Source organism: Streptomyces sp. NPDC017056, from assembly GCF_044332485.1.
Taxonomy (GTDB): domain Bacteria; phylum Actinomycetota; class Actinomycetes; order Streptomycetales; family Streptomycetaceae; genus Streptomyces.
This window is the reverse complement of sequence record NZ_JBIRPD010000008.1, coordinates 157974-177828: the sequence shown is the minus strand read 5'-3', so window position 1 is coordinate 177828 and position 19855 is coordinate 157974. Positions and strand designations below refer to the sequence as shown.

13 protein-coding genes are annotated in these 19855 nt (G+C 70.6%); 9 read left to right on the top strand and 4 right to left on the bottom strand.

Translation table 11 applies throughout. The features are described 5' to 3' along the window. Positions 1 to 565: 565 nt before the first annotated feature. Positions 566 to 2674, top strand: coding sequence for a hypothetical protein (locus ACH4OW_RS16785; protein ID WP_398028412.1), 2109 nt, complete (start codon positions 566 to 568; stop codon positions 2672 to 2674). A gap of 19 nt (positions 2675 to 2693) precedes the next feature. Here ACH4OW_RS16785 and ACH4OW_RS16780 read toward each other — a convergent pair whose 3' ends face one another. Next, the gene (locus ACH4OW_RS16780) at positions 2694 to 3629 is read right to left on the bottom strand and encodes a hypothetical protein (RefSeq protein ID WP_398028410.1); all 936 of its coding nucleotides are present in this window, start codon (positions 3627 to 3629) and stop codon (positions 2694 to 2696) included. Between the two features lie 511 nt (positions 3630 to 4140). On the opposite strand from ACH4OW_RS16780, the gene ACH4OW_RS16775 reads away from it, so the two are divergent. Beyond that, on the top strand, positions 4141 to 8439 hold the full coding sequence (locus tag ACH4OW_RS16775) for a HAMP domain-containing protein (RefSeq protein WP_398028408.1): 4299 nt from the start codon (positions 4141 to 4143) through the stop codon (positions 8437 to 8439). Between the two features lie 83 nt (positions 8440 to 8522). Then, positions 8523 to 10952, top strand: a complete 2430-nt coding sequence (locus tag ACH4OW_RS16770) for a SpoIIE family protein phosphatase (protein WP_398028406.1) — start codon at positions 8523 to 8525, stop codon at positions 10950 to 10952. Positions 10953 to 11000: 48 nt separating this feature from the next. On the opposite strand, the gene ACH4OW_RS16765 is transcribed toward ACH4OW_RS16770, so the two are convergent. Beyond that, positions 11001 to 11858: a LysR substrate-binding domain-containing protein gene (locus ACH4OW_RS16765; protein ID WP_360137388.1), complete on the bottom strand. Its 858-nt coding sequence runs from the start codon at positions 11856 to 11858 to the stop codon at positions 11001 to 11003. 80 nt (positions 11859 to 11938) lie between these two features. Here ACH4OW_RS16765 and ACH4OW_RS16760 point away from each other — a divergent pair, with 80 nt between their 5' ends. The 6 genes from ACH4OW_RS16760 to ACH4OW_RS16735 all read left to right on the top strand — a co-directional run bounded on the left by ACH4OW_RS16760 (position 11939) and on the right by ACH4OW_RS16735 (position 17171). Then, positions 11939 to 12448: a cupin domain-containing protein gene (locus tag ACH4OW_RS16760; protein WP_398028404.1), complete on the top strand. Its 510-nt coding sequence runs from the start codon at positions 11939 to 11941 to the stop codon at positions 12446 to 12448. Positions 12449 to 12786: 338 nt separating this feature from the next. Beyond that, positions 12787 to 14280 (top strand): ATP-binding protein, encoded by a 1494-nt coding sequence (locus ACH4OW_RS16755; protein ID WP_360137382.1) that lies wholly within the window; start codon positions 12787 to 12789, stop codon positions 14278 to 14280. Positions 14281 to 14334: 54 nt separating this feature from the next. Then, positions 14335 to 14721 (top strand): roadblock/LC7 domain-containing protein, encoded by a 387-nt coding sequence (locus ACH4OW_RS16750; protein WP_360137498.1) that lies wholly within the window; start codon positions 14335 to 14337, stop codon positions 14719 to 14721. Next, positions 14718 to 15089: a DUF742 domain-containing protein gene (locus tag ACH4OW_RS16745; RefSeq protein WP_360137379.1), complete on the top strand. Its 372-nt coding sequence runs from the start codon at positions 14718 to 14720 to the stop codon at positions 15087 to 15089. Before ACH4OW_RS16750 ends, ACH4OW_RS16745 begins: the two co-directional genes overlap by 4 nt. Then, on the top strand, positions 15070 to 15693 hold the full coding sequence (locus ACH4OW_RS16740) for an ATP/GTP-binding protein (RefSeq protein WP_360137376.1): 624 nt from the start codon (positions 15070 to 15072) through the stop codon (positions 15691 to 15693). Before ACH4OW_RS16745 ends, ACH4OW_RS16740 begins: the two co-directional genes overlap by 20 nt. Next, complete coding sequence (locus ACH4OW_RS16735; protein ID WP_398028402.1) at positions 15690 to 17171, top strand: cytochrome P450; 1482 nt, start codon at positions 15690 to 15692, stop codon at positions 17169 to 17171. The genes ACH4OW_RS16740 and ACH4OW_RS16735 overlap by 4 nt, the downstream gene beginning before the upstream one ends. A 41-nt stretch (positions 17172 to 17212) precedes the next feature. On the opposite strand, the gene ACH4OW_RS16730 is transcribed toward ACH4OW_RS16735, so the two are convergent. Together ACH4OW_RS16730 and ACH4OW_RS16725 are read right to left on the bottom strand one after the other, a co-directional pair. Beyond that, positions 17213 to 18451, bottom strand: coding sequence for a pyridoxal phosphate-dependent aminotransferase (locus ACH4OW_RS16730; RefSeq protein WP_398028400.1), 1239 nt, complete (start codon positions 18449 to 18451; stop codon positions 17213 to 17215). A 5-nt stretch (positions 18452 to 18456) separates the two neighbouring features. Then, positions 18457 to 19563 carry a tryptophan dimethylallyltransferase family protein gene (locus tag ACH4OW_RS16725; protein WP_398028398.1) on the bottom strand — a complete coding sequence of 369 codons (1107 nt, stop codon included), beginning with the start codon at positions 19561 to 19563 and terminating at the stop codon, positions 18457 to 18459. Between the last annotated feature and the right edge of the window lie 292 nt (positions 19564 to 19855).

Genomic DNA, 19855 nt, shown 5'->3' with positions numbered 1-19855 from the left:
TGCTCGCGCTGCCTTCGTCCCCTCGCACTGGTCACGGCGTCAACTAACGCGTCAGACATGTATGCCTCTCTCTGTGGCCCATCGCTTCCTTATACGCCGATGCACCCATCCCCTGTTGACATAACACCTCTTCAGTCAGTGCGGCCGGCTCTCCTTACGCAGTTGCGGTCCCGGCTCGCGTCCGCGCAACCGGCCTTCTCAAACGGGGAGAAAACATATGCAAAGTGACCAATATGGTGGCAGCTTGAACAAAGGGGAGTCAAGGGGACTTGGGTACTGGCCGGCGCCGGTCACGGTCGGGTGGCCGGTCGCCCGGGAGAGCCCCGAGGACGAGCAGTTGCGGGTCAGGAAAGAGCGGCGCCCGTGACCCGGTCCACGGCTACTTCCGGCCGTTCTGCTCGTGCCGGGGGCATGACCGCACGAGACGGGAGTTGAATCGGGAACGTTCCCGGGACGGCGTACCGGAGCCGGTACCCGATGTGAGGGTGTGAGGCGGATGGACGAAAGACGCAGACTGAGCCGCAGATCTCTGTTACAGAGCGGGCTGGGGGCGGGCGGGCTGGCCGTGACCACGAGCCTGCTGCCGGGGTTGTGGGGGCGCGCGCCGGGCTCGGCGTGGGCGGCCTCCCCGGCCTCCCCGGCCACCACGGCGGCCGGCCCACCGGCGGCAGCCCCCGGTGCGGCGTTCCCCGACTGGGCCAGGTTCGCCCGCGTCGCCGACGGTACGTTCGACGACGACGCCGACCCGGCCCGCGACATGAAGCCGGTGATCGACAAGCTCAAGGCGCAGCACGTGAGCGTCATCGAGGTCGACACCATCCTGTCCAACTGGCTGCCGGACGCCGAGTTCACCGCGCACATGGCGCAGCTGAAGCGGTTCTCCGACCTGGCACACGCCGCCGGGATACGGGTGGTCGTGTACTACCCGTCGCTGGAAGTCATCAGCGCCGGCGGGGAGAAGGGCAAGTCCTTCTACAAGGACAGCGACGGCAAGAACTGGGTGCAGCGCGGTCTCGACGGCAAACCCAACGTCTTCTACGGAAGCCTGGTGGTCTGGGTCGACCCGGGCGACGAGAGCTGCTGGGTCAGCCCCAACTCCCCCTGGCGCGACTACTACCTCACTCGTATCAAGGCCCTGGCCCGTACGGGTGTGGACGCGATCTGGCCGGACGTACCGATCTACTTCGACGGCGCGCTGAGCTGGTGCGACGCCTCCACCTGGGCGGCGGCCGCCTTCAAGGCGGACACCGGCCTGGCGCTGCCCACCAAGGTCGACTGGACCAACCCGGGCTTCCGCCGCTACGTCGAGTGGCGCCACCGCAACCTCAACCAGTTCCAGCTCGACATCGCCGCCGCCGGCCGCTCGGTCAACCCTGACCTGGTCACCTTCGTCGAAACCGTGACCATGGACTACAAGTACGCCACCACCGTGGGCCTGGACGGCGCGCACCTGCGCCGCGCCGACGGCGTCAGCCACGTCTGGGAGGTGGACGTCCTCGGCAACTACGACGGGATGCGCCACGCCACGGTGTCCGACTGGACCTGCCTGATCTCGATGTACAAGTACGCCCGCGCGGCCAGCGGCACCAAGCCCGCCTGGGCCTTCTCCTACGGCTGGAAGGCCGACGACGCGTCGCTGGTCATGGCGGAGACGCTGGCGGCGGGCTGCAACCCGTACGAGGTCAAGAGCCCCTTCAAGACCGACAGCACGGACACCGCGATGCGGACCCGGATGTACGGCTTCGTCGCGGCCCACCAGGAGGAGCTGTTCGCCGCCGCCCCCGGCGCCACGGTCGGCGTCTACCATTCCTCCGCGTCGCGCGACTTCGTCAGCCCGGTCGAGGGCAGCGGCATGTACGTCAACACCAAGCCGCCCGCCGGCGTCAAGGACTGGTGGAGCTTCGACACGCCGGAGGAGAGCTGCACCAACCAGAAGTGGCTGGGCGAGTTCCGCGGCACCGTCAAATCCCTGGTGCTCGCGCAGATCCCCTTCAACACCGTGCCCAGCCCCGGCCTCAGCGCCGGCGACCTGGCCGGATACCGCGTCCTGTACCTGCCCAACCTGCAGGCGGTCGCCACCGCCGAGGCGGACGTGCTGCGCTCGTACGTGGCGGGCGGCGGCACCGTCGTGATCACGGGGCCCGCGCCCACCGGCCTCGACGAGCGGGGCGACACCCGCGCCGAGTACGCCCTCGCCGACGTCCTCGGCTTCCGCAAGGCGGACCCGGTGCCCGCGACCAAGCGCACCGCGTTCGGCCAGGGCACCTGCTGGTTCTTCAAGGACCTGCTCGGCCTGAAATACCTCGCGCGCACCCAGCAGCCCACCGCCGACACGCTCCTCGGGCCGGTCCGCGCGGCCGCCCCGCCCGCCGTCACACTGACCGGCGATCCGCGCGTCCACCTGGAGCTGAGCTACCTCGGCGACGCCGCCATCGTGCAACTGGTCAACTTCACGGTCTTCGGCGACACCCCCACGGCCTTCACGACCAAGCCCACCACCTGCACCGTCGGCCTCACCGTCCCGGCCGGCCGGCGCGTACGGGCGGCCACGGTCAGCTCGCCGGACGCCTCCGACCCCGGGCCCAGGCCGGTGGCCTGGAAGACGGACGGCGACAAGGTGAGCGTGGAACTGACGGTGGCGCAGTACGCGCTGCTCAACGTCACCGTCAACTGACCGGGCCGGCCGGCGGCCGTCACGGTTTCCCCGGAGCGGGGACCCGCCACAGCGACGTGGGCCGGTCCTCGCTCCCGGGGTGGGACTCGAAGGCGATCCAGCGGCCGTCGGGCGACCAGCTGGGCGCCCCGTCGTACGTACCGCGCTCCCGCGTCACCTGCACCGGCCCGCCCCCGCCCGCCACCGGCATGACGAAGATCTTCGGCAGGTCGAGCCCGCCCGCGGTCGAGGAGAAGACCACCGACCGGCCGTCCGGCGACCAGCTCGCGTCCGTGTGCTCCCCCTCCGGGGCGGCCAGCCTGCGCACACCGCTCCCATCGGCGTTCATCACGTACAACGCCCAGGCGTCGCTGCCCAGTTCCCGCCGTTGGAAGACGAGCCGGTCGCCGCGCGGCGACCAGTTGGGCTCCCGGTTGTCCGTACGGCTCGCGGGGCCGTCCACCAGCCGCGTCTGCCCCGTACCGTCCCGCCTGACCTTCCACAGGGACCCGGCAGCCGCCCGGTCCGCGAGCGCCGCGCTTCCGTCCGGGTCCTCCCGCTGCACGCTCTCCTGGAAGACGATCCACTCCCCGTCCGGCGAGAAACTCGGTTCCAGGTATCCCGAATCCCCGTAGTGATCAGTCACCCTCCGGGGCCGCCCGCCCGGCCGCAGCACCCAGATCTCGTCCTTTCCCGAGCGGTCGGAGGCGAACGTCACCCCCGCCGACGGCCGCCAGCTCGAACCGGGCAGGTTCACCGCCGCCCGGTCGTCCTCGTCCAGCAGGTCACGCGCCCCGCACCCGCCCCGCCTGTGCCGGCTCTCCAGCGGAAGCACACGCAGCGCCGCGGCGCCCTCGTTGTACCCGCCGTGGAAGGCCGTGAACAGCACGGACTTCCCGTCGGGCGCGAACGCCGGGTTCTGCGCGCTGCCCTTCCCGCGCTCCCGGTGGACCAGCGCGGCCCCGTCCCCGCGCACCGTCCCCGACCGCGCGGACGGCGACCCGGCCGGACCCGAAGCCCCGCAAGGGTACGAGGGCTGCGCCGACTCCGACGGAGGGCGCGGCGTTCCCGCCTCACCGCCACTACACGCCGCCAGCACCAGAACACCGACGCCCAGCCATGCCGCGCCCATTCCTCGTCTGCTCACGCGGCCACGCTATGTACGCCGGCCGCGCGGCCTCAACAGGGGTTTGCGACAGTGGCGATCAGGGCTTTCGGTGCGCCCCCGGGCGGCGGGGTCACGAGATCGTGGACAAGGTGTGGCTGCTGCTGCTGGGGGTGCCGGGGCGCCGTCCCAGACGCACACAAGTCGGGTAGTCATGTCTTCCGTTGTGATGCCTCGGGGTAGTCTTTTACCTACTTGCCGTGCGGCAAGGTCACGAGGTGCCGGCGTGGGGCACGGGCGTGCGCGCCTTTGCGGGCAGGCAGGGATCACAGCACCGTCGTGCCTGGCGCAGGGGGACCGGTAAGTGGAACGAGGTTGGGTCATGGCTGCTGAGACGGCGGGCGAGGACACACGTCCGGCGTCGCGGACGAGGTCGGCGCGTACCGGGGGCAAGGTCGGGGAGCCGGAGCTGCGGCAGCTGCTCGCGGGGCTCACGGCCGTACGCGACGGGAACTTCGGAACGCGTCTGCCGGACGACGCCGACGGGCTGCTCGGTGAGATCGCCACCGTCTTCAACGGAATGGTCGACCAGCTGTCCGTGTTCACCTCGGAAGTGACCCGGGTGGCGCGCGAGGTGGGCAGCGAGGGCCGGCTCGGCGGGCAGGCCCGGGTCCCGGGCGTCTCCGGCACCTGGGCGGACCTGACCGACTCGGTGAACGCCATGGCCGGCAACCTCACCAGCCAGGTGCGCGACATCGCACAGGTGGCCACCGCGGTCGCCAAGGGCGATCTGTCGCAGAAGATCACCGTGGACGCCCGGGGCGAGATCCTGGAGCTCAAGACGACCATCAACACGATGGTCGGCCAGCTGTCCGCCTTCGCCGACGAGGTGACCCGCGTCGCCCGTGAGGTCGGTACGGAAGGGCGGCTCGGCGGTCAGGCGCAGGTGCCCGGGGTGGGCGGCACCTGGCGGGACCTGACCGACTCGGTCAACTTCATGGCCGGAAACCTCACGTCGCAGGTGCGCTCGATCGCGGCGGTCGCCACCTCGGTGGCCCAGGGCGACCTGTCGAAGAAAATCACTGTCGATGCACGGGGCGAGATCCTGGAGCTCAAGACGACCATCAACACGATGGTCGACCAGCTCTCCGCCTTCGCGGACGAGGTGACCCGCGTCGCCCGTGAGGTCGGTACGGAAGGGCGGCTCGGCGGCCAGGCCGACGTCAAGGGCGTCTCCGGTACGTGGAAGGACCTGACCGAATCCGTCAACGTCATGGGGGACAACCTCACGGCGCAGGTGCGGTCCATCGCCGAGGTCACGACCGCCGTCGCGCAGGGCGACCTGTCGCAGAAGATCCGCGTGGACGCCCGGGGCGAGATCCTGGAGCTGAAGAACACCATCAACACGATGGTCGACCAGCTCTCCGCCTTCGCCGACGAGGTCACGCGGGTGGCGCGCGAGGTCGGCACCGAGGGCAATCTCGGCGGCCAGGCCACCGTACGGGGCGTGTCGGGCACGTGGAAGAACCTGACCGACAACGTCAACGTGATGGCCTCCAACCTGACCGGCCAGGTCCGCTCCATCGCCCAGGTGGCCGCCGCGGTCGCCAAGGGCGACCTGTCGCAGAAGATCACGGTCGAGGCGAAGGGCGAGGTGGCCGCGCTCGCCGGGGTGATCAACACGATGGTCGACACGCTGTCCGCCTTCGCGGACGAGGTCACGCGGGTGGCGCGCGAGGTCGGCACCGAAGGGATGCTCGGCGGCCAGGCGCGCGTACCGAATGTGGCCGGTACGTGGAAGGACCTGACCGACAACGTCAACTCGATGGCCAACAACCTCACCGGCCAGGTACGCAACATCGCCCAGGTGACCACCGCGGTCGCCAACGGTGACCTGTCGAAGAAGATCGACGTCGACGCGCGGGGCGAGATCCTGGAGCTCAAGACGACCATCAACACGATGGTCGACCAGCTGTCCTCCTTCGCCTCCGAGGTCACCCGCGTGGCCCGCGAGGTCGGCAGCGAGGGCAGGCTCGGCGGGCAGGCCGAGGTCGAGGGCGTGTCCGGCACCTGGAAGCGGCTGACCGAGAACGTCAACGAGCTGGCCGGCAACCTCACCCGGCAGGTGCGGGCCATCGCCGAGGTGACCAGCGCGGTCGCCGAGGGGGACCTGACCCGGTCCATCACGGTGGACGCCTCGGGCGAGGTCGCGGAGTTGAAGGACAACATCAACTCCATGGTGCGGTCCCTGCGGGAGACCACACGGGCCAACCAGGAGCAGGACTGGCTCAAGAGCAACCTGGCGCGCGTCTCCGGGCTGATGCAGGGCCACCGCGACCTCGCGGTCGTCGCCGAGCTGGTCATGGACGAGCTGACGCCCCTCGTCTCGGCCCAGTACGGCGCCTTCTACCTGGCCGAGGAGACCGAGCAGGGCACCGTGCTGACGCTCGTCGGCGCGTACGGCCGCTCCGCCGAAGCCACCGGGAACGACCGCTTCCGGCTGGGCGAATCCCTGGTCGGCCAGGCCGCGCGCAGCCGCCGTACCATCGTCGCCGAGGGAGTGCCGGGCGACTACATCAGCATCTCCTGCGGCCTGGGCCGGACGGCGCCGGGCAGCCTGATCGTGCTGCCGATGATCGTCGAGGACCAGGTCCTCGGCGTCATCGAGCTGGCGTCCTTCACCTCCTTCACCCCCGTGCACCAGGACTTCCTGGAACAGCTCATGGAGATGGTGGGCGTCAACGTCAACACCATCGTCGCCAACGCGCGTACCGACGAGCTGCTGGACGAGTCGCAGCGCCTGGCCGGGGAGCTGCAGGCCCGCTCCGGAGAGCTGACCCGGCAGCAGGAGGAACTCCAGCGGTCCAACGCGGAACTGGAGGAGAAGGCCGAGCTGCTCGCCTCCCAGAACCGCGACATCGAGACCAAGAACCTGGAGATCGAACAGGCGCGGCAGGAGCTGGAGGACCGGGCGCAGCAGCTGGCGCTGGCCTCGAAGTACAAGTCGGAGTTCCTGGCCAACATGAGCCACGAGCTGCGCACCCCGCTCAACAGCCTCCTCATCCTGGCGCAGTTGCTGGCGCAGAACCCGACGCGCAACCTCACGCCCAAGCAGGTCGAGTACGCGGGCATCATCCACTCGGCCGGCTCGGACCTGCTCCAGCTCATCAACGACATCCTCGACCTGTCGAAGGTCGAGGCGGGCAAGATGGACATCAACCCGGAACGGGTGGCGCTGCGCCAGCTCCTGGACTACGTCGAGGCGACGTTCCGGCCGCTGACCACGCAGAAGAGCCTCGAATTCGCCATCGTGGCCGCGCCAGGGGTGCCGGTGGACCTGCTGACCGACGACGCGCGGCTGCGGCAGGTCCTGCGCAACCTCCTGTCCAACGCGGTCAAGTTCACCGAACAGGGCAGCGTCGAGCTGCGGATCGAGCCCGCCGCCGACAGCGAACTGCCCGACACCGTGCGCCGCGGCGGCCCCGTCGTCGCCTTCCGCGTCAAGGACACCGGCATCGGCATCGCCGAGCAGCAGCTCGCGGTGATTTTCGGGGCGTTCCAGCAGGCGGACGGCACCACCAGCCGCAAGTACGGGGGCACCGGCCTGGGGCTGTCCATCAGCCGCGAGATCGCTCACCTCCTGGGCGGCGCGGTGACCGCCGAGAGCACGCCGGGGCAGGGCAGCGTCTTCACCCTCTACCTGCCCGTCGCGCGCGCCGACTTCCAGGAGCAGAAGCCGTCCGGCGGCGCAGCGGCCGTCGAGGATCCGGCAGGCGAGGCGGGGGAGGAGCACGAGAGCCGGCCCGTCGCCGTACCCGCGCCGCCCCGCCGGCTGCTGGTGATCGAGGAGCGTCCCCGCGGGCTGCTCTCCCACGTGGCCGAGAGCGCGGTCGCCGAGCTGACCGGCGGCCAGGACCTGGGCGACCGCCCGGACACCATCGAGGTCGTCTCCGCGGTCGGCGCTCAGGAAGCGGCCGGCGCGCTGGCCGCCGAGCCGTTCCACTGCGTGGTCCTCGACCTGGACATGGCCGACTACGAAGCCCTGCGCTTCCTGGAAGCGATGGACGGCGACGCGGCCGTACGAACCGTGGCCGTCCTCGCCCACAACGGCAGGCGCCTGGACGCGCAGCAGGAACGCGTCCTACAGGCGCGCGCCCGCACCCAGCCGCTGGAACTCCTCTCCAGCCTCGACGAACTGCGCGAACGCATCGCCCTGCACCTGTCCGCCGAGCAGCCGGGCGACGTACTGCCCCTGGTGCGCCCCGAGGAGACCGTCCAGCAGGCACCCCGGCCCGTCGACCGCAGCCTCAGCGGCCGCACCGTCCTGGTCGTGGACGACGACGCCCGCAACCTGTACGCGCTCAGCGGCATCCTCGAAGTACACGGCCTCAACGTCCGGCACGCGGACAACGGACGCAAGGGAATCGAGGCACTCACCGAGCATCCGGACATCGACCTGATCCTGATGGACGTGATGATGCCCGAGCTGGACGGCTACGCCGCGACCGCGGAGATCCGGCGCACGCCGGCCCATGCCCACCTGCCCATCATCGCCGTCACGGCCAAGGCCATGCCGGGTGACCGCGAGAAGAGCCTCGCCGCGGGAGCCAGCGACTACGTCACCAAGCCGGTGGACGCCGACGACCTGATCAACTGCGTCCGCCGGTGGCTGACCTCCTAGGAGCGCCCGCCCGCCCGGCCGGGCGTGCCCTTCCAGTCCCCTCTGACGAGACGCACCCACCGCATCGAGGAACCGGCAGCATCATGAGCACTTCCGAGCACGTCGGCACCCCGGCCGGGGACGGGGTGCCGCCGACCCCCGTACAGGCCCTGCCGGGGCCGGCGGGCGCCCGCCCCGACCACACCTCCGCCGTCGGCCGCCTGGCCGCCACCGTCGAACGCCTGCGCGGCGAGGTCCAGGCGGCGCACGCGGCAGCCGACGGCCGCGCCCTGATGGAACTCGCCAAGGGCATCATGGTCGAACGGCTCCACTGCGGACCGGCCGAGGCGACCCGGCAGCTCGCCGAACTCGCGGAGAAGGCCGCCGTCTCCCAGCTGGAGCTGGCCGTGGACATCATCAACCAGGCGGCCCGCGACCGGGTGACGGAAGTAGCCGGCGCCTTCCTGGAGCGCACCCGGACCGGACACGCCGAAGAGGACCCGGCCGTCGGAGTGCGCCTGCGCACGGCCGAGAGCGCCGCCCTGGCCGCCGGTGACGCCCAAGCCGTCGCCGACTCCCTCCTGCAGCACGCGCTGGCGCCGCTGGGGGCCACGGCCGTCGCCATCTGGTCGGCGGGCAGCGACACCTCCCTCACCCTGTCCGGCCACGCCGGATTCCCCGCGGACGAGGCGGTGCGCTGGCGGTACGTGCCCCCGGGCGTGGTCACCGTCGCCCGCCAGGCACTGACCGAACGGGACACGGTCAGGTTCGCCTCCCTGTCCGAGACGGGCATCCCCTCGATCGGCCGCACCCACCACCCGCACGGCGGCCGCGTGGCCCTGCTCGCCGGCACCGGCGGCCGCATCCACGGCGTCCTGGAGATCTGCTGGCAGCAGCCGCTCCCCCCGCAGCCGCCCGTGATCATGCGCCAGATCGAGGCCCTGGCCGAACTGTGCGCCACCACCCTGGAGACCACCTCCGCATCGCGCGGCCACGGGCCGTCCGCCGCCCGGCACGTACCCGCCGTGGCCGAGCTGGTGGACCTGGCCGACGGGCTCTACGACCCGGCGCTCGTCCTCACGCCCCACCTCGGAGCCGACGGGCACCTGACCGATTTCCGTATCCACCACGTCAACGAGCGCTTCATGGACCCGGCGGGCCGCCCCCGCAGCTCCGTCAACGGCGCACTCCTGCTCGAGGCGTACCCGATGGCCGCCGACGAGAGCGAACTGTTCGACAAGGTCCAGCGCGTCTACGCCACCGGAGAGCCCTTCCGCGCCCGGCGGATGACCCTGACCGCCCTGGTGGACCAGGTACCTCTCGCCGCCGTCGCCGACATCAGCGTCAGCCGCCACGGCGACAGCGTGCTGCTCATCTGGCGCATCGAGGACGAGACCGCCCGGCTCGCCAGCCTCCTCCAGCACGCCCAGCGCCTCGGCCGTATCGGCGGCTTCGAAGAGAACCTCCTGACCGGCGAGATCACCTGGAACGGGCAGCTCTTCGCCCTGTACGGACGGCCGCCCACCGGCACCCCCGTGCCCCTGCACGACCTGGCAGCCCACGCGCACCCGGACGACGGCATCGCCATCGGCCGCTTCGTGCGCGCCGTCCTCCACCACCAGCGCTCCGCCTCGGCCGCCTTCCGCCTCCGGCGCCCGGACGGCGTCACCCGGCACATCCGGGTGATCGCGGAACCCGTACGGGACGCCGACGGCAGGCTCCTCGCCGTACGAGGCGCCTACCAGGACATCTCCGCCCAGCACTGGACCGAGGTGGCGCTCGCCGCCACCCGCGACCAGCTCGCGCACACCGAACAGGAGTCAGCCGAGCGCAACCGCCTCGCGCTGCAGCTCCAGCAGGCCATCATGCCGCCGACGCGCGGCCCCATCGACGCCTCCGGCCTGCAGATCGCCGTACGCTACCGGCCCGCGGAGACCGAATCCCTGGTCGGGGGCGACTGGTACGACGCGGTCGTCCTGCCCTCGCAGCGCGTTCTCCTGTGCGTCGGTGACATAGCGGGCCACGGCATCGAGGCCGCCACCGGCATGGTGGTCCTGCGCAACGCGCTGCGCGGCCTGGCCATCACCGGGGCAGGCCCGGGCCAGCTGCTGTCCTGGCTGAACATCGTGGCCCACCACCTCACCGACCAGGTCACCGCCACGGCCGTCTGCGGCCTGTACGACCCCGGGACCCGCACCCTGCGCTGGGCCAGGGCCGGCCACCTGCCGCCGGTACTGGTCCGAGGCCGCGAAGCGACCAGGCTGCCGCTGATAGGCGGGCTCCTCCTGGGCGCCCTCCCGGAAGCGACCTATCAGGAGGCCGAACTCCAACTGGAGCCGGACGACACCCTCCTGATGTACACCGACGGCCTGGTCGAGCGGCGGGACACCGCCATCCACGACTCACTGGCCCAGCTCCTCGCCACCGCGCAGACCCCCGCACCCTCCCTTGAGCACCGGCTCGACCGCTTGCTGACCCACAGCAAGTCCGACACCGACGACGACACCTGCCTCATCGGCGTGCAAGTGGCGTAGCCGTGCCGAGAGTCGGGCATCTCCGCCGACGCGTTGACGGCTCTGCCCTCATACGGGATCGCGGTAGGCGGCGGTCGCGATCCGCACCAGCGAGCGGACCAACGGATTCGTGTCGCCCTCTCTCCACGCCGCGACCATGGGGCTCGGCGGCATGTCGGCCAGCGGCACCACGGTGAGCCCCGCTCCCGGTTCGTGATCCAGGAGAGTCATGCCGACCGTGCCGTTCCAGAGCACGGCCTGCCGGCACTCCACGACGGCGCGCACCACGGGGCCCTCGCGAGGCAGCCCGCCGCTCCAGTACGACTGCCAGAGGGGATCGGTGCCTTCGGGGAAGACGAACCAACGGCGGTCGGCCAGATCGGCCAGTGTCAGGCTGCCGCGGGACGCCAGCGGATCGTCGGCGCGCAGCAACGCCCCCACCGGGTCGGTGCGCAACTCGCGCACGGCCAGGCCGGTTTCGTCGAAGGGCCGCCGGGTCAGGGCGACGTCGACCCGGTCGGCGTGCAGCCCGCAGGCGGGGTCGGCCAGGTCGGTCTCGCGGATACGGACCTCGACGTGCGGGTGCCGCCTGCGATAGGCGGCGGCGAGCCGGGTCGCGACCGGGTCGGTACTGTCGCCGAGTACGCCCACGGTGACGGTCGCGGAACCGGCCGCGGCGGCCACGCGTACGCGCAGCGCTTCGGCCTGGTCGAGCAGGGCGCGGGCCTCGTCGAGCAGCACCGCCCCCACCGCGGTGAGCGTGACACCGGCGGACGACCGGACGAACAGCGCGCCGCCGACCTCGCTCTCCAGCCGCTTGATCGCCCGGCTCAGCGGCGGCTGGCTCATGTGCAGCCGGGCAGCGGCCCGGCCGAAGTGGAGCTCTTCGGCAACCGCTACGAAATAGCCCAGCGTCCGTAGCTCCATGCTGTAACGATACCCGCACGGTATCGACGCGACGGAACGGGTCTTGGACGGCGGCAGTGCCCCGGCGGTGGAATCGGAACATGACTGAAAACGTGACTGAAGAAACGAAGACCGGCACACCGACCGCCTCGCCCGCCGTAGCGGTGGTCGGCCAGGACGACGGCGAAACGATTGTCCTGGGCACCACGCACATGCGTGTCCTCGAAGACGGCAGCAACACAGGGCACCGTCTGGGAGTCACCGAATCCGTCCTCGCGCCGCACACGCCCGGGCCCCCGCAGCACCGCCACGCCCAGCACGACGAGGGTTTTTATGTCCTCTCCGGCACCGTGCGATTCACGGTGGGCGACAAGGATTTCGACGCGGTCGCGGGCACGTTCGTATTGGTTCCGCCGGGTGCGCCGCACACCTTCGCCAACATCACCGACCAGCCGGCCACCATGCTCAGCATTTTCACGCCGGACCTGTACGTCCAGTACTTCCGGGACCTGCGGAACACGATCGCCACCGGCCGGACAATGTCCCCCCAGGCCCACATCCAAACGATGCGCCGGTACGCCACCGAGCCCGCCGACGGCCCTTCCCACTAGCGCCAAACGATTCTTCTGAATTTCGTACGTGAGTACATTCATGTGTTATATGCACATGGCCCGCAGAGCCATACCGGCCCCGCTATGCTCACTGCCGCGCAGCGAGTTGTGACGGTTACGGCACGTCGCCGGTGGCCGTCGTGATGTCGCCGCCGCACGAGGACTCCGGGCGTCCCGGAACCCGGCTCCGCGCGCGGCACGTCGGCTTGGCGTGCACTGCGGCAATTGATTGGTGTGTGCGAACCAACGATCGCCCCATGCGTTTTCGCTGCCATTTTGACGTCCGTGAATTCCGAGTATGACGCCCTGTCCCTTCCCTTAGTGCTCTGAGGATGCCGATGGTTCGTGCTGATGTGTCACCCGGAAGGCCGGGGCCGGCCTCTACCGCAATGTGGTTGCTGCCACCCGCGCTCCTCGCCATATGCGCGGCCGTGACTGTTCCGTTGCTGCCTCCGGCGGCCCGCACCCACGCCGTCTGGATCGGCGTCCTCGCGACCGCGGCAGTGGCAGTCGCGGCCGGCAAGGCAGCGCGCCGTGGCCGTGCGATCGACGAGCTGCGCAGGCAGTACGCCGAGCGGGAGGCCGCCCTGCAACGGCAACTGGCCGAGCAGGAGACCGAAACGGTACGGATGGCCAAGGAGACCCTGCCCGCGGCCATGGCCCGGCTCCAGCAAGGCATCCAGATCGAGGACGTACTGCGCAGCACCGGCCAGACGTCCCGGGTCAGCCCCCGGTTCGAGACCGCACACCTCGCGGTGCTGCGCTACGTCCTCCAGGCCGTGGAGGCCGAGGAGGACCTGCGCGACTCCGCCCAGCGGGCCTTCGTCAACATCGCCCGCCGCGTCCAGGCCATCGTGCACCAACAGGCCCTGGAACTGCGCGAGATGGAGGACCGGCACGGACAGGACCCGCAGGTGTTCGGCGACCTGCTGCACCTCGACCACCGGACCGCGCTGATCGGCCGGCTGGCGGACAGCATCGCCGTCCTCGGCGGCGCCCGGCCGGGGCGCCAGTGGCAGAAGGACATCCCGCTGTTCAACGTGTTGCGCGGGGCCATGTCCCGGATCACCGACTACCAGCGCGTCGACCTCCACTCGGTGGCCGACGTCGGTGTCCTCGGCCGGGCGGCCGAACCCCTGATCCACGCCGTGGCCGAACTCCTGGACAACGCCACCCGCTACTCACCGCCGCAGACCCGCGTCCACCTGACCGCCACCGAGGTCCAGTCCGGTGTCGCCGTCGAGATCGAGGACGCCGGGCTCGGCCTGACCGACGAGGCCCGCATCCGCGCCGAACGCGCCCTGGCGCAGCACTCATCCAGCGGCCTGGACCTCGACGACCTGGGGGAGTCGCCACGCCTGGGCCTGGCGGTGGTCGGCCGGCTGTCCCACACCAACCACTTCAAGGTCTCGCTGCGCGTGTCCGCTTACGGTGGCGTGCGCGTGGTCCTGGTCGTACCGCCGGACCTGATCACCGTGACCCCGGTGCCCGGCGGCGCTCTGGCCAAGGCCCCCGTCCTGCCGCCGCCGCGCCGCCCCAGCGGCCCGAAGCACCGGGCCGAAGCGGCTGCCGAGGAGCCGGCGCCCGCCGCCGTTCCGCGCACCCCCAACGGGCTTCCGCAGCGCAAGCGGCGCCGCACCGTGATCCCGGCCGCGCGGCCGCAGCAGGCCGCCCCCAACGCCGCCGACCGCCGTCCCCCGGCGTCGGCCGACCGGCCACCGACCGCCGGGTTGTGGATGTCCGCCTTCCTCGACGGCGCCTCCGGCGCGTCTTCGGACGGGCCCCCGGCGCAACGTCCCCTGGCACCGAGTGATGAAGAGCCCGAACAGTGACCGAGCCAGTAGACAAGGATGAGTGAGCAAGTGGCGACAAAGCAGCGGCTCAACATGGACTGGATGCTGGAGGAGTTGGCGTCCAGTGTTCCGCAGACCCGTAACATCGTGGTGCTGTCCTCGGACGGCCTGTGCATGGCGCAGTTCGGCGCGGACAACGACACCGCCGACCGCCTCGCCGCCGCCTGTGCCGGACTGCAGAGCCTGTCGGCGGCCATCGCTTCGGAATTCCCGCGGGGCGACGGGCACATGAAACTCGTCGTCGTCGAGGTCGACGGCGGCTTCTTCTACCTGATGGCGGCCGGCGCCGGAGCCTACCTGGCGGTGCTGGCCGACGACGACGTGGACGCCGGCCTCATGGGGCAGCGGATGCGGGACCTGGTGGCCAGGATCGGCCAGCACCTCACCACCCCGCCGCGGTCCGACCGGCAGGCCCCATGAGCGATCCGGAGCAGGAACAGCAACGGGCCTGGGAAGAGGGCGGTCCCGAACGGCTCTACGTCATCACGTCCGGCCGGAACCTGCCCGACCGGCACCCCTCCCTGGACATGGTCACGCTGATCGTGAGCCGCGGCGAGGCCGGTCCCGGCATGCAGCCCGAACCCGCCGCCATCGTCCGTATCTGCGACTACCCGCTGTCCGTGGCCGAGGTCTCCGCGTACCTCCACCTGCCGGTCAGCGTGATCACCGTACTGCTCACGGACCTTCTGGCGAGCGGTCATGTCGAAGCCCGGGCGTCGGTCCTCACCCAGTCGCTGCCCGACGTGGAACTCTTGGAGGCGGTGATGCATGGACTACAGAATCTCTGAACCCGTCGTCGGCCCCCGGTGTGAGGACACGCTGCCGGCCTCGGTCACCACAGCGGTCAAGGTGGTGATCGTCGGTGGCTTCGGGGTCGGCAAGACCACCCTGGTCGGATCGGTCAGTGAGATCAAGCCGCTCACCACCGAGGAGATCATGACGCAGGCCGGTGCCGGCGTGGACGACATCGCCGGTGTCGAGCGCAAGAACGAGACCACCGTGGCGATGGACTTCGGCCGGATCACCCTCAGCGACGAGCTGGTGCTCTACGTCTTCGGCACCCCGGGCCAGCAGCGCTTCTGGTTCCTGTGGAACGGCCTCTTCGAAGGAGCGCTGGGCGCCGTGGTCCTCATCGACACCCGGCGGCTGGAGGACAGCTTCGACGTGATGGGCCGGCTGGAGGAACGCGGAGTGCCCTTCATCGTCGCGATCAACGCCTTCCCCGGCGCCCCCTCCTACCCGGCGTCCGAGCTACGGGAGGCCCTGGACATCCCCGACGGGGTGCCGGTGATCGACTGCGACGCCCGCGAACGCGTCTCCAGCCGCGACGGCCTGCTGACCCTCATGCGCTACCTGCACGCCCTCACCACGACGAACCCGGAGCGACGGTGACCTCCTCTACCCCCGAACAGCCCCGCACCGCGTGGGCACCCACTCCGCCTCCGGGATGCCCGGCCTACGCCCGGTTCGGCGCCGCGGACGGACTGGCACGGCTCTTCGGCCCCGAGGCGGCCGAGGACCCCATGGGCCTGTACGAGCGCCTGCGCGCCCGGCACGGGGCCGTCGCGCCTGTCCTGCTGGACGGCGACCTCCCGGCCTGGCTCGTCCTCGGGTACCGCGAGATCCTGGAGGTGGCCGGTACGCCCGCCCGGTTCAGCCGCGACTCCCGCAACTGGCGCTGGTTCAGGGAAGGGCGGGTGCCGCCGGACTCACCGCTGCTCCCGATGATCGCCTGGCAGCCGGTCTGCCTGTTCCTGGACGGTGACGAGCGCACCCGGCTGCGCCTGGCGGTCACCGACAGCCTGGAGCGCTTCAACCGCCGGGGAATCCGGCGGCACATCACCCGCTTCACGCACCAGCTGATCGACGGCTTCGCCGAGCGGGGGGAAGCGGACCTGGCCGAGGAGTTCTGCGAACACCTGCCCATGCTCGTCCTGACGCAGCTCCTGGGCATGCCCGACGAGTACGGGCCGCGGCTGGTCGCGGCCAGCAGGGACATGGTGGCCGGCACCGAGACCTCGGTGGCCAGCAACGCGTTCATCGTCGAGACCCTCAAGGAGCTGGTGCGGCGCAAGCGCGGGGGCCGCGGCCACGACGTCACGTCCTGGCTGATCGAACACACCTCGGGGCTGACCGACGAGGAGGTGTGGAACCACCTGCGGGTCATTCTCATCGCCGCGAACGAGACCACCGTGAACCTCCTCAAGAGCACCCTGCGGATGGTGCTGACCGACCCCCGGTGCCACGCGTCGCTGGCCGGCGGGCAGATGACCCTGCCCGACGTGGTGGAGCAGGTGCTGTGGAGCGAACCGCCCCTCATGACCATCCCCGGCCGCTGGGCCGCCGTGGACACGGAGGTCGGCGGCCAGAAGGTCGAGGCGGGGGACATGCTCCTGCTCGGTCTGGCCGCAGGCAACCACGACCCGGCCGTCCGGCCCGACCCCTCGGTTCCCCTGCACGGGAACCGCTCGCACCTCGCCTTCAGCAGCGGCCCCCAGGAGTGCCCCGGCCAGAACATCGGCCGGGCCATCGCCGACACCGGCATCGACGCTCTGCTGGCGCGGCTGCCCGACGTGCGGCTGAGCGTCCCCGAGGAGCAGCTGCGCTGGCAGTCGGGCTGGATGACCCGGCACCTGACCAGCCTTCCGGTGACGTTCACCGCGCCCCGGTCGCCGGGTCGCACCGCGTCGGACGGCCCGGCCCGTACGTCCGCGAAGAGCGGGCGGCCGTTGCGGAGCGCCCCGGACAGCGGCTCGGGGCACGCCGCCGAGCCCGTCGTGCCGTTCCCTTCGGTGGTGTCCCCGCTGGTTCCCGTCCGAAGGAGGCGCACATCCTGGTGGGTCTCGTTCAAGGCATGGCTGCGAGGGTGATGTCCGGGTGAGGGTGATGCCCAGGTAGGGGAGGTGGCGCCCTACTGTTGCATTCCGGTGGCCTGGAGTGGGGCCGGGCCGCCGGCAACGCGTTCTTCGACGGCTTCTGCGATGCGGTGCAGTGCCTCTTCCATGACCGCCCGGGAAGTGGCGTAGCTGATACGGATATTGCCTTCGGCGGCCGGGCCGAACCACTCCGGCGTACCGGGGACCACTGCCACCCGGGCCCGTGCCAGCAGGAATTCGCCCATCGCTCGGCTGCTCAGCCCGGTGGCGGACACATCGGGAAACAGGACGTATGTGCCGTCCGGGCGGTTGCAGGAGATCCCCGGTATCGCGTTCAACCGGTCCACGCAGTAGTCCCGTATCTCCCGCAGGTGTTCCAGGAAGGCGTCCCTCCAGGGCCAGCCGTGCCGCAGGGCGGCCAAGGCGCCGGCCTGGGTGAACGGGGTCATGCTGTATGCGGCGCCGAGACGTTGGAAGGCGAGCCGCAGAGCACCCGCCTCCCGCAGGGTCGGGGCGATCACGAATCCCATGCGCAGTCCCGGTAGCGCGAACGTCTTGGAGAGGCCGGTCACCGTGTAAATGCGCGGGCTGCTTCCGGTGTCCAGGCTCGCCATGCTGACGTGCTTTCCTGGCGGGTACACGATCTCGCTCCAGACTTCGTCGGAAAGGATCGGGATGCGGTGTTCACCCGCTGTCTCCGCCACCGCCCGAAGAATTTTCTCGGTGAAGACCGTGCCCAGCGGGTTGTGCGGATTGCACATGCAGATCAGGGCGGTGCGCGGGGTGATCAGGGAGGCGAGCCGGCCCGGGTCCAGCCGCCCGGTGCCCTTGTCCATCGGGCAGTAGACCCGCCGGGCCCCCGCGGCATCGACGGCCTGGCCGAACAGCAGGTCGACCGGGTCCAGCAGTATGCATTCGTCGCCTTTCCCGCACAGGAGGCGCACCACGCCCCAGAGGGCGGCCGCGGTGCCCGGAGCCGGCACCACGCGGTCGGGGTGGTTGCCGATCCCGTAACGGGTCTCGGCCACGTCGGACAACGCCTCCCGGAGCTCACCGCATCCCGTGGGTGACGCGTAGGGGAAATAGCCGTCGGCGACCGTCGCGAGGACGGCGTCCGTGACCACCGTGGGCCCGGGGAAGTCCGGCTCGGCTGCCGTCAGCGGGATGACACCGGGCGGGTACGCACCCCATCGGAGGGGCGATCGCTGCCGCAGCCGGCCGGGTCGTACCTGCGCGTCGTCGAACAGCGGGCGGAGCGCGTCGTGCAGCGGCATGGCGTTCACCCTCGCTGGTAACGGGCGGGCGGATACCGGTCGTAGAGTTCCGGGGACCAATAGGTGGTCAGGCGGGGCCGGCCGCGTTGCACGCGTGCCGACGCGTAGGTGTGGATGCCGCGGCCGGCCGAGAGCGGGCGCCGGGCCACCTGGTTGAGCAGCGACCGATAGCCGCTTACGGGCAAGCCCATGCCAGTCATGACCGCGCTGATGCGGTCCCGCACGGTCCGGTCGCTCGCCGTGTGGAGCCACAGCGGGACGTACAGCGTCGCGGACACCGGCAGGTGCCCGCCGGCAGTCGTGAACGTCAGATTGCTGACGAGTGGTTGGGGCCGTACGTCGCTGTCGCTGCCGGTCAGCTGACGGCAGAATTCCCCGAGGAATCCTTTTTCGTGTTGCTGCGATATCTCCATTCGGTCGTCGAGTTCCGTCGGAGAGACGTCGTAGTGGCGGAAGTACACCTTCACGCGCGATTCGGGACCGTCGGCCAGGTCGAGACCGAAGTAGACGATCCTGTCGAGGTCGAATCCCCGGCCGGCGTATTCGCCGACCGCGGCCCACGCCTTTCCGAATCCCAGGCGGTCCAATGCCTCGCGCGTCCGCTCGACGGCGGTCATGCCCTGATGGGCGTTCGGGTTGAGGTAGACCTTGAATGCGGGTCCACCGGCCGACGCGAGGGTGGCGGCGTGCATCATGGCGAAGCCGGCCGGGTCCTCGTCCGGCAGGAACAGGTCCGACACCTTCGCCAGCCGGTTGCCGTCGGCGCCGAAATCCCTGGTCAGTCCACGGGTGAGAGCACGCGCCGCCTCCTGTGCCGACGATGTGCTCAGCCGTTCCGGAAGGGCCTCCACGAGCACCCGTAGCTGTAGCCCCTCCTGCGAGAAGGCGGCGGAGAACTCGATCGGCGAACCGTCGGCGCACACGTCGGAGTGCCAACCGGGGCGCGTACCGATCTGCCTCGCCCCCCACGGCGACAGCATCCTGCGCAGCACCCTCGTTCCCTGTTCGACGTCCACGCCCGCACTGCCGAGAAGGCGTGTGGCGGTGGCGACCGCATAGTCCGAGAACGTCGCGTTCGCAGAAACCTGTGGAACCGACCGCAGAGACGACATGGAATTCCTCCCCTACCTCTTGCCCGGTCTCGCCGTACCGCACGCTTTCTCCGCCGGCCGATCGGCCAGTACCAATAGGGTGAGAAGCTCCTGACTACCGTCCGATAGGAGATCGACGGCTTGATCGGCCGTCCCCGCTTTCCCGCGTCCGTCTGCGCCCCGGGCCGGTCGCTCGGATTCCGCCCGTTGCCTCCGTCGGCCGCGGCCGTTTCTGAACCCGGGGTACTTTCACAATCAACGATGCTTCCTCCGGACGCCACCGGCGTACTCGGGGCGTGCGCGGCGTTCGCCG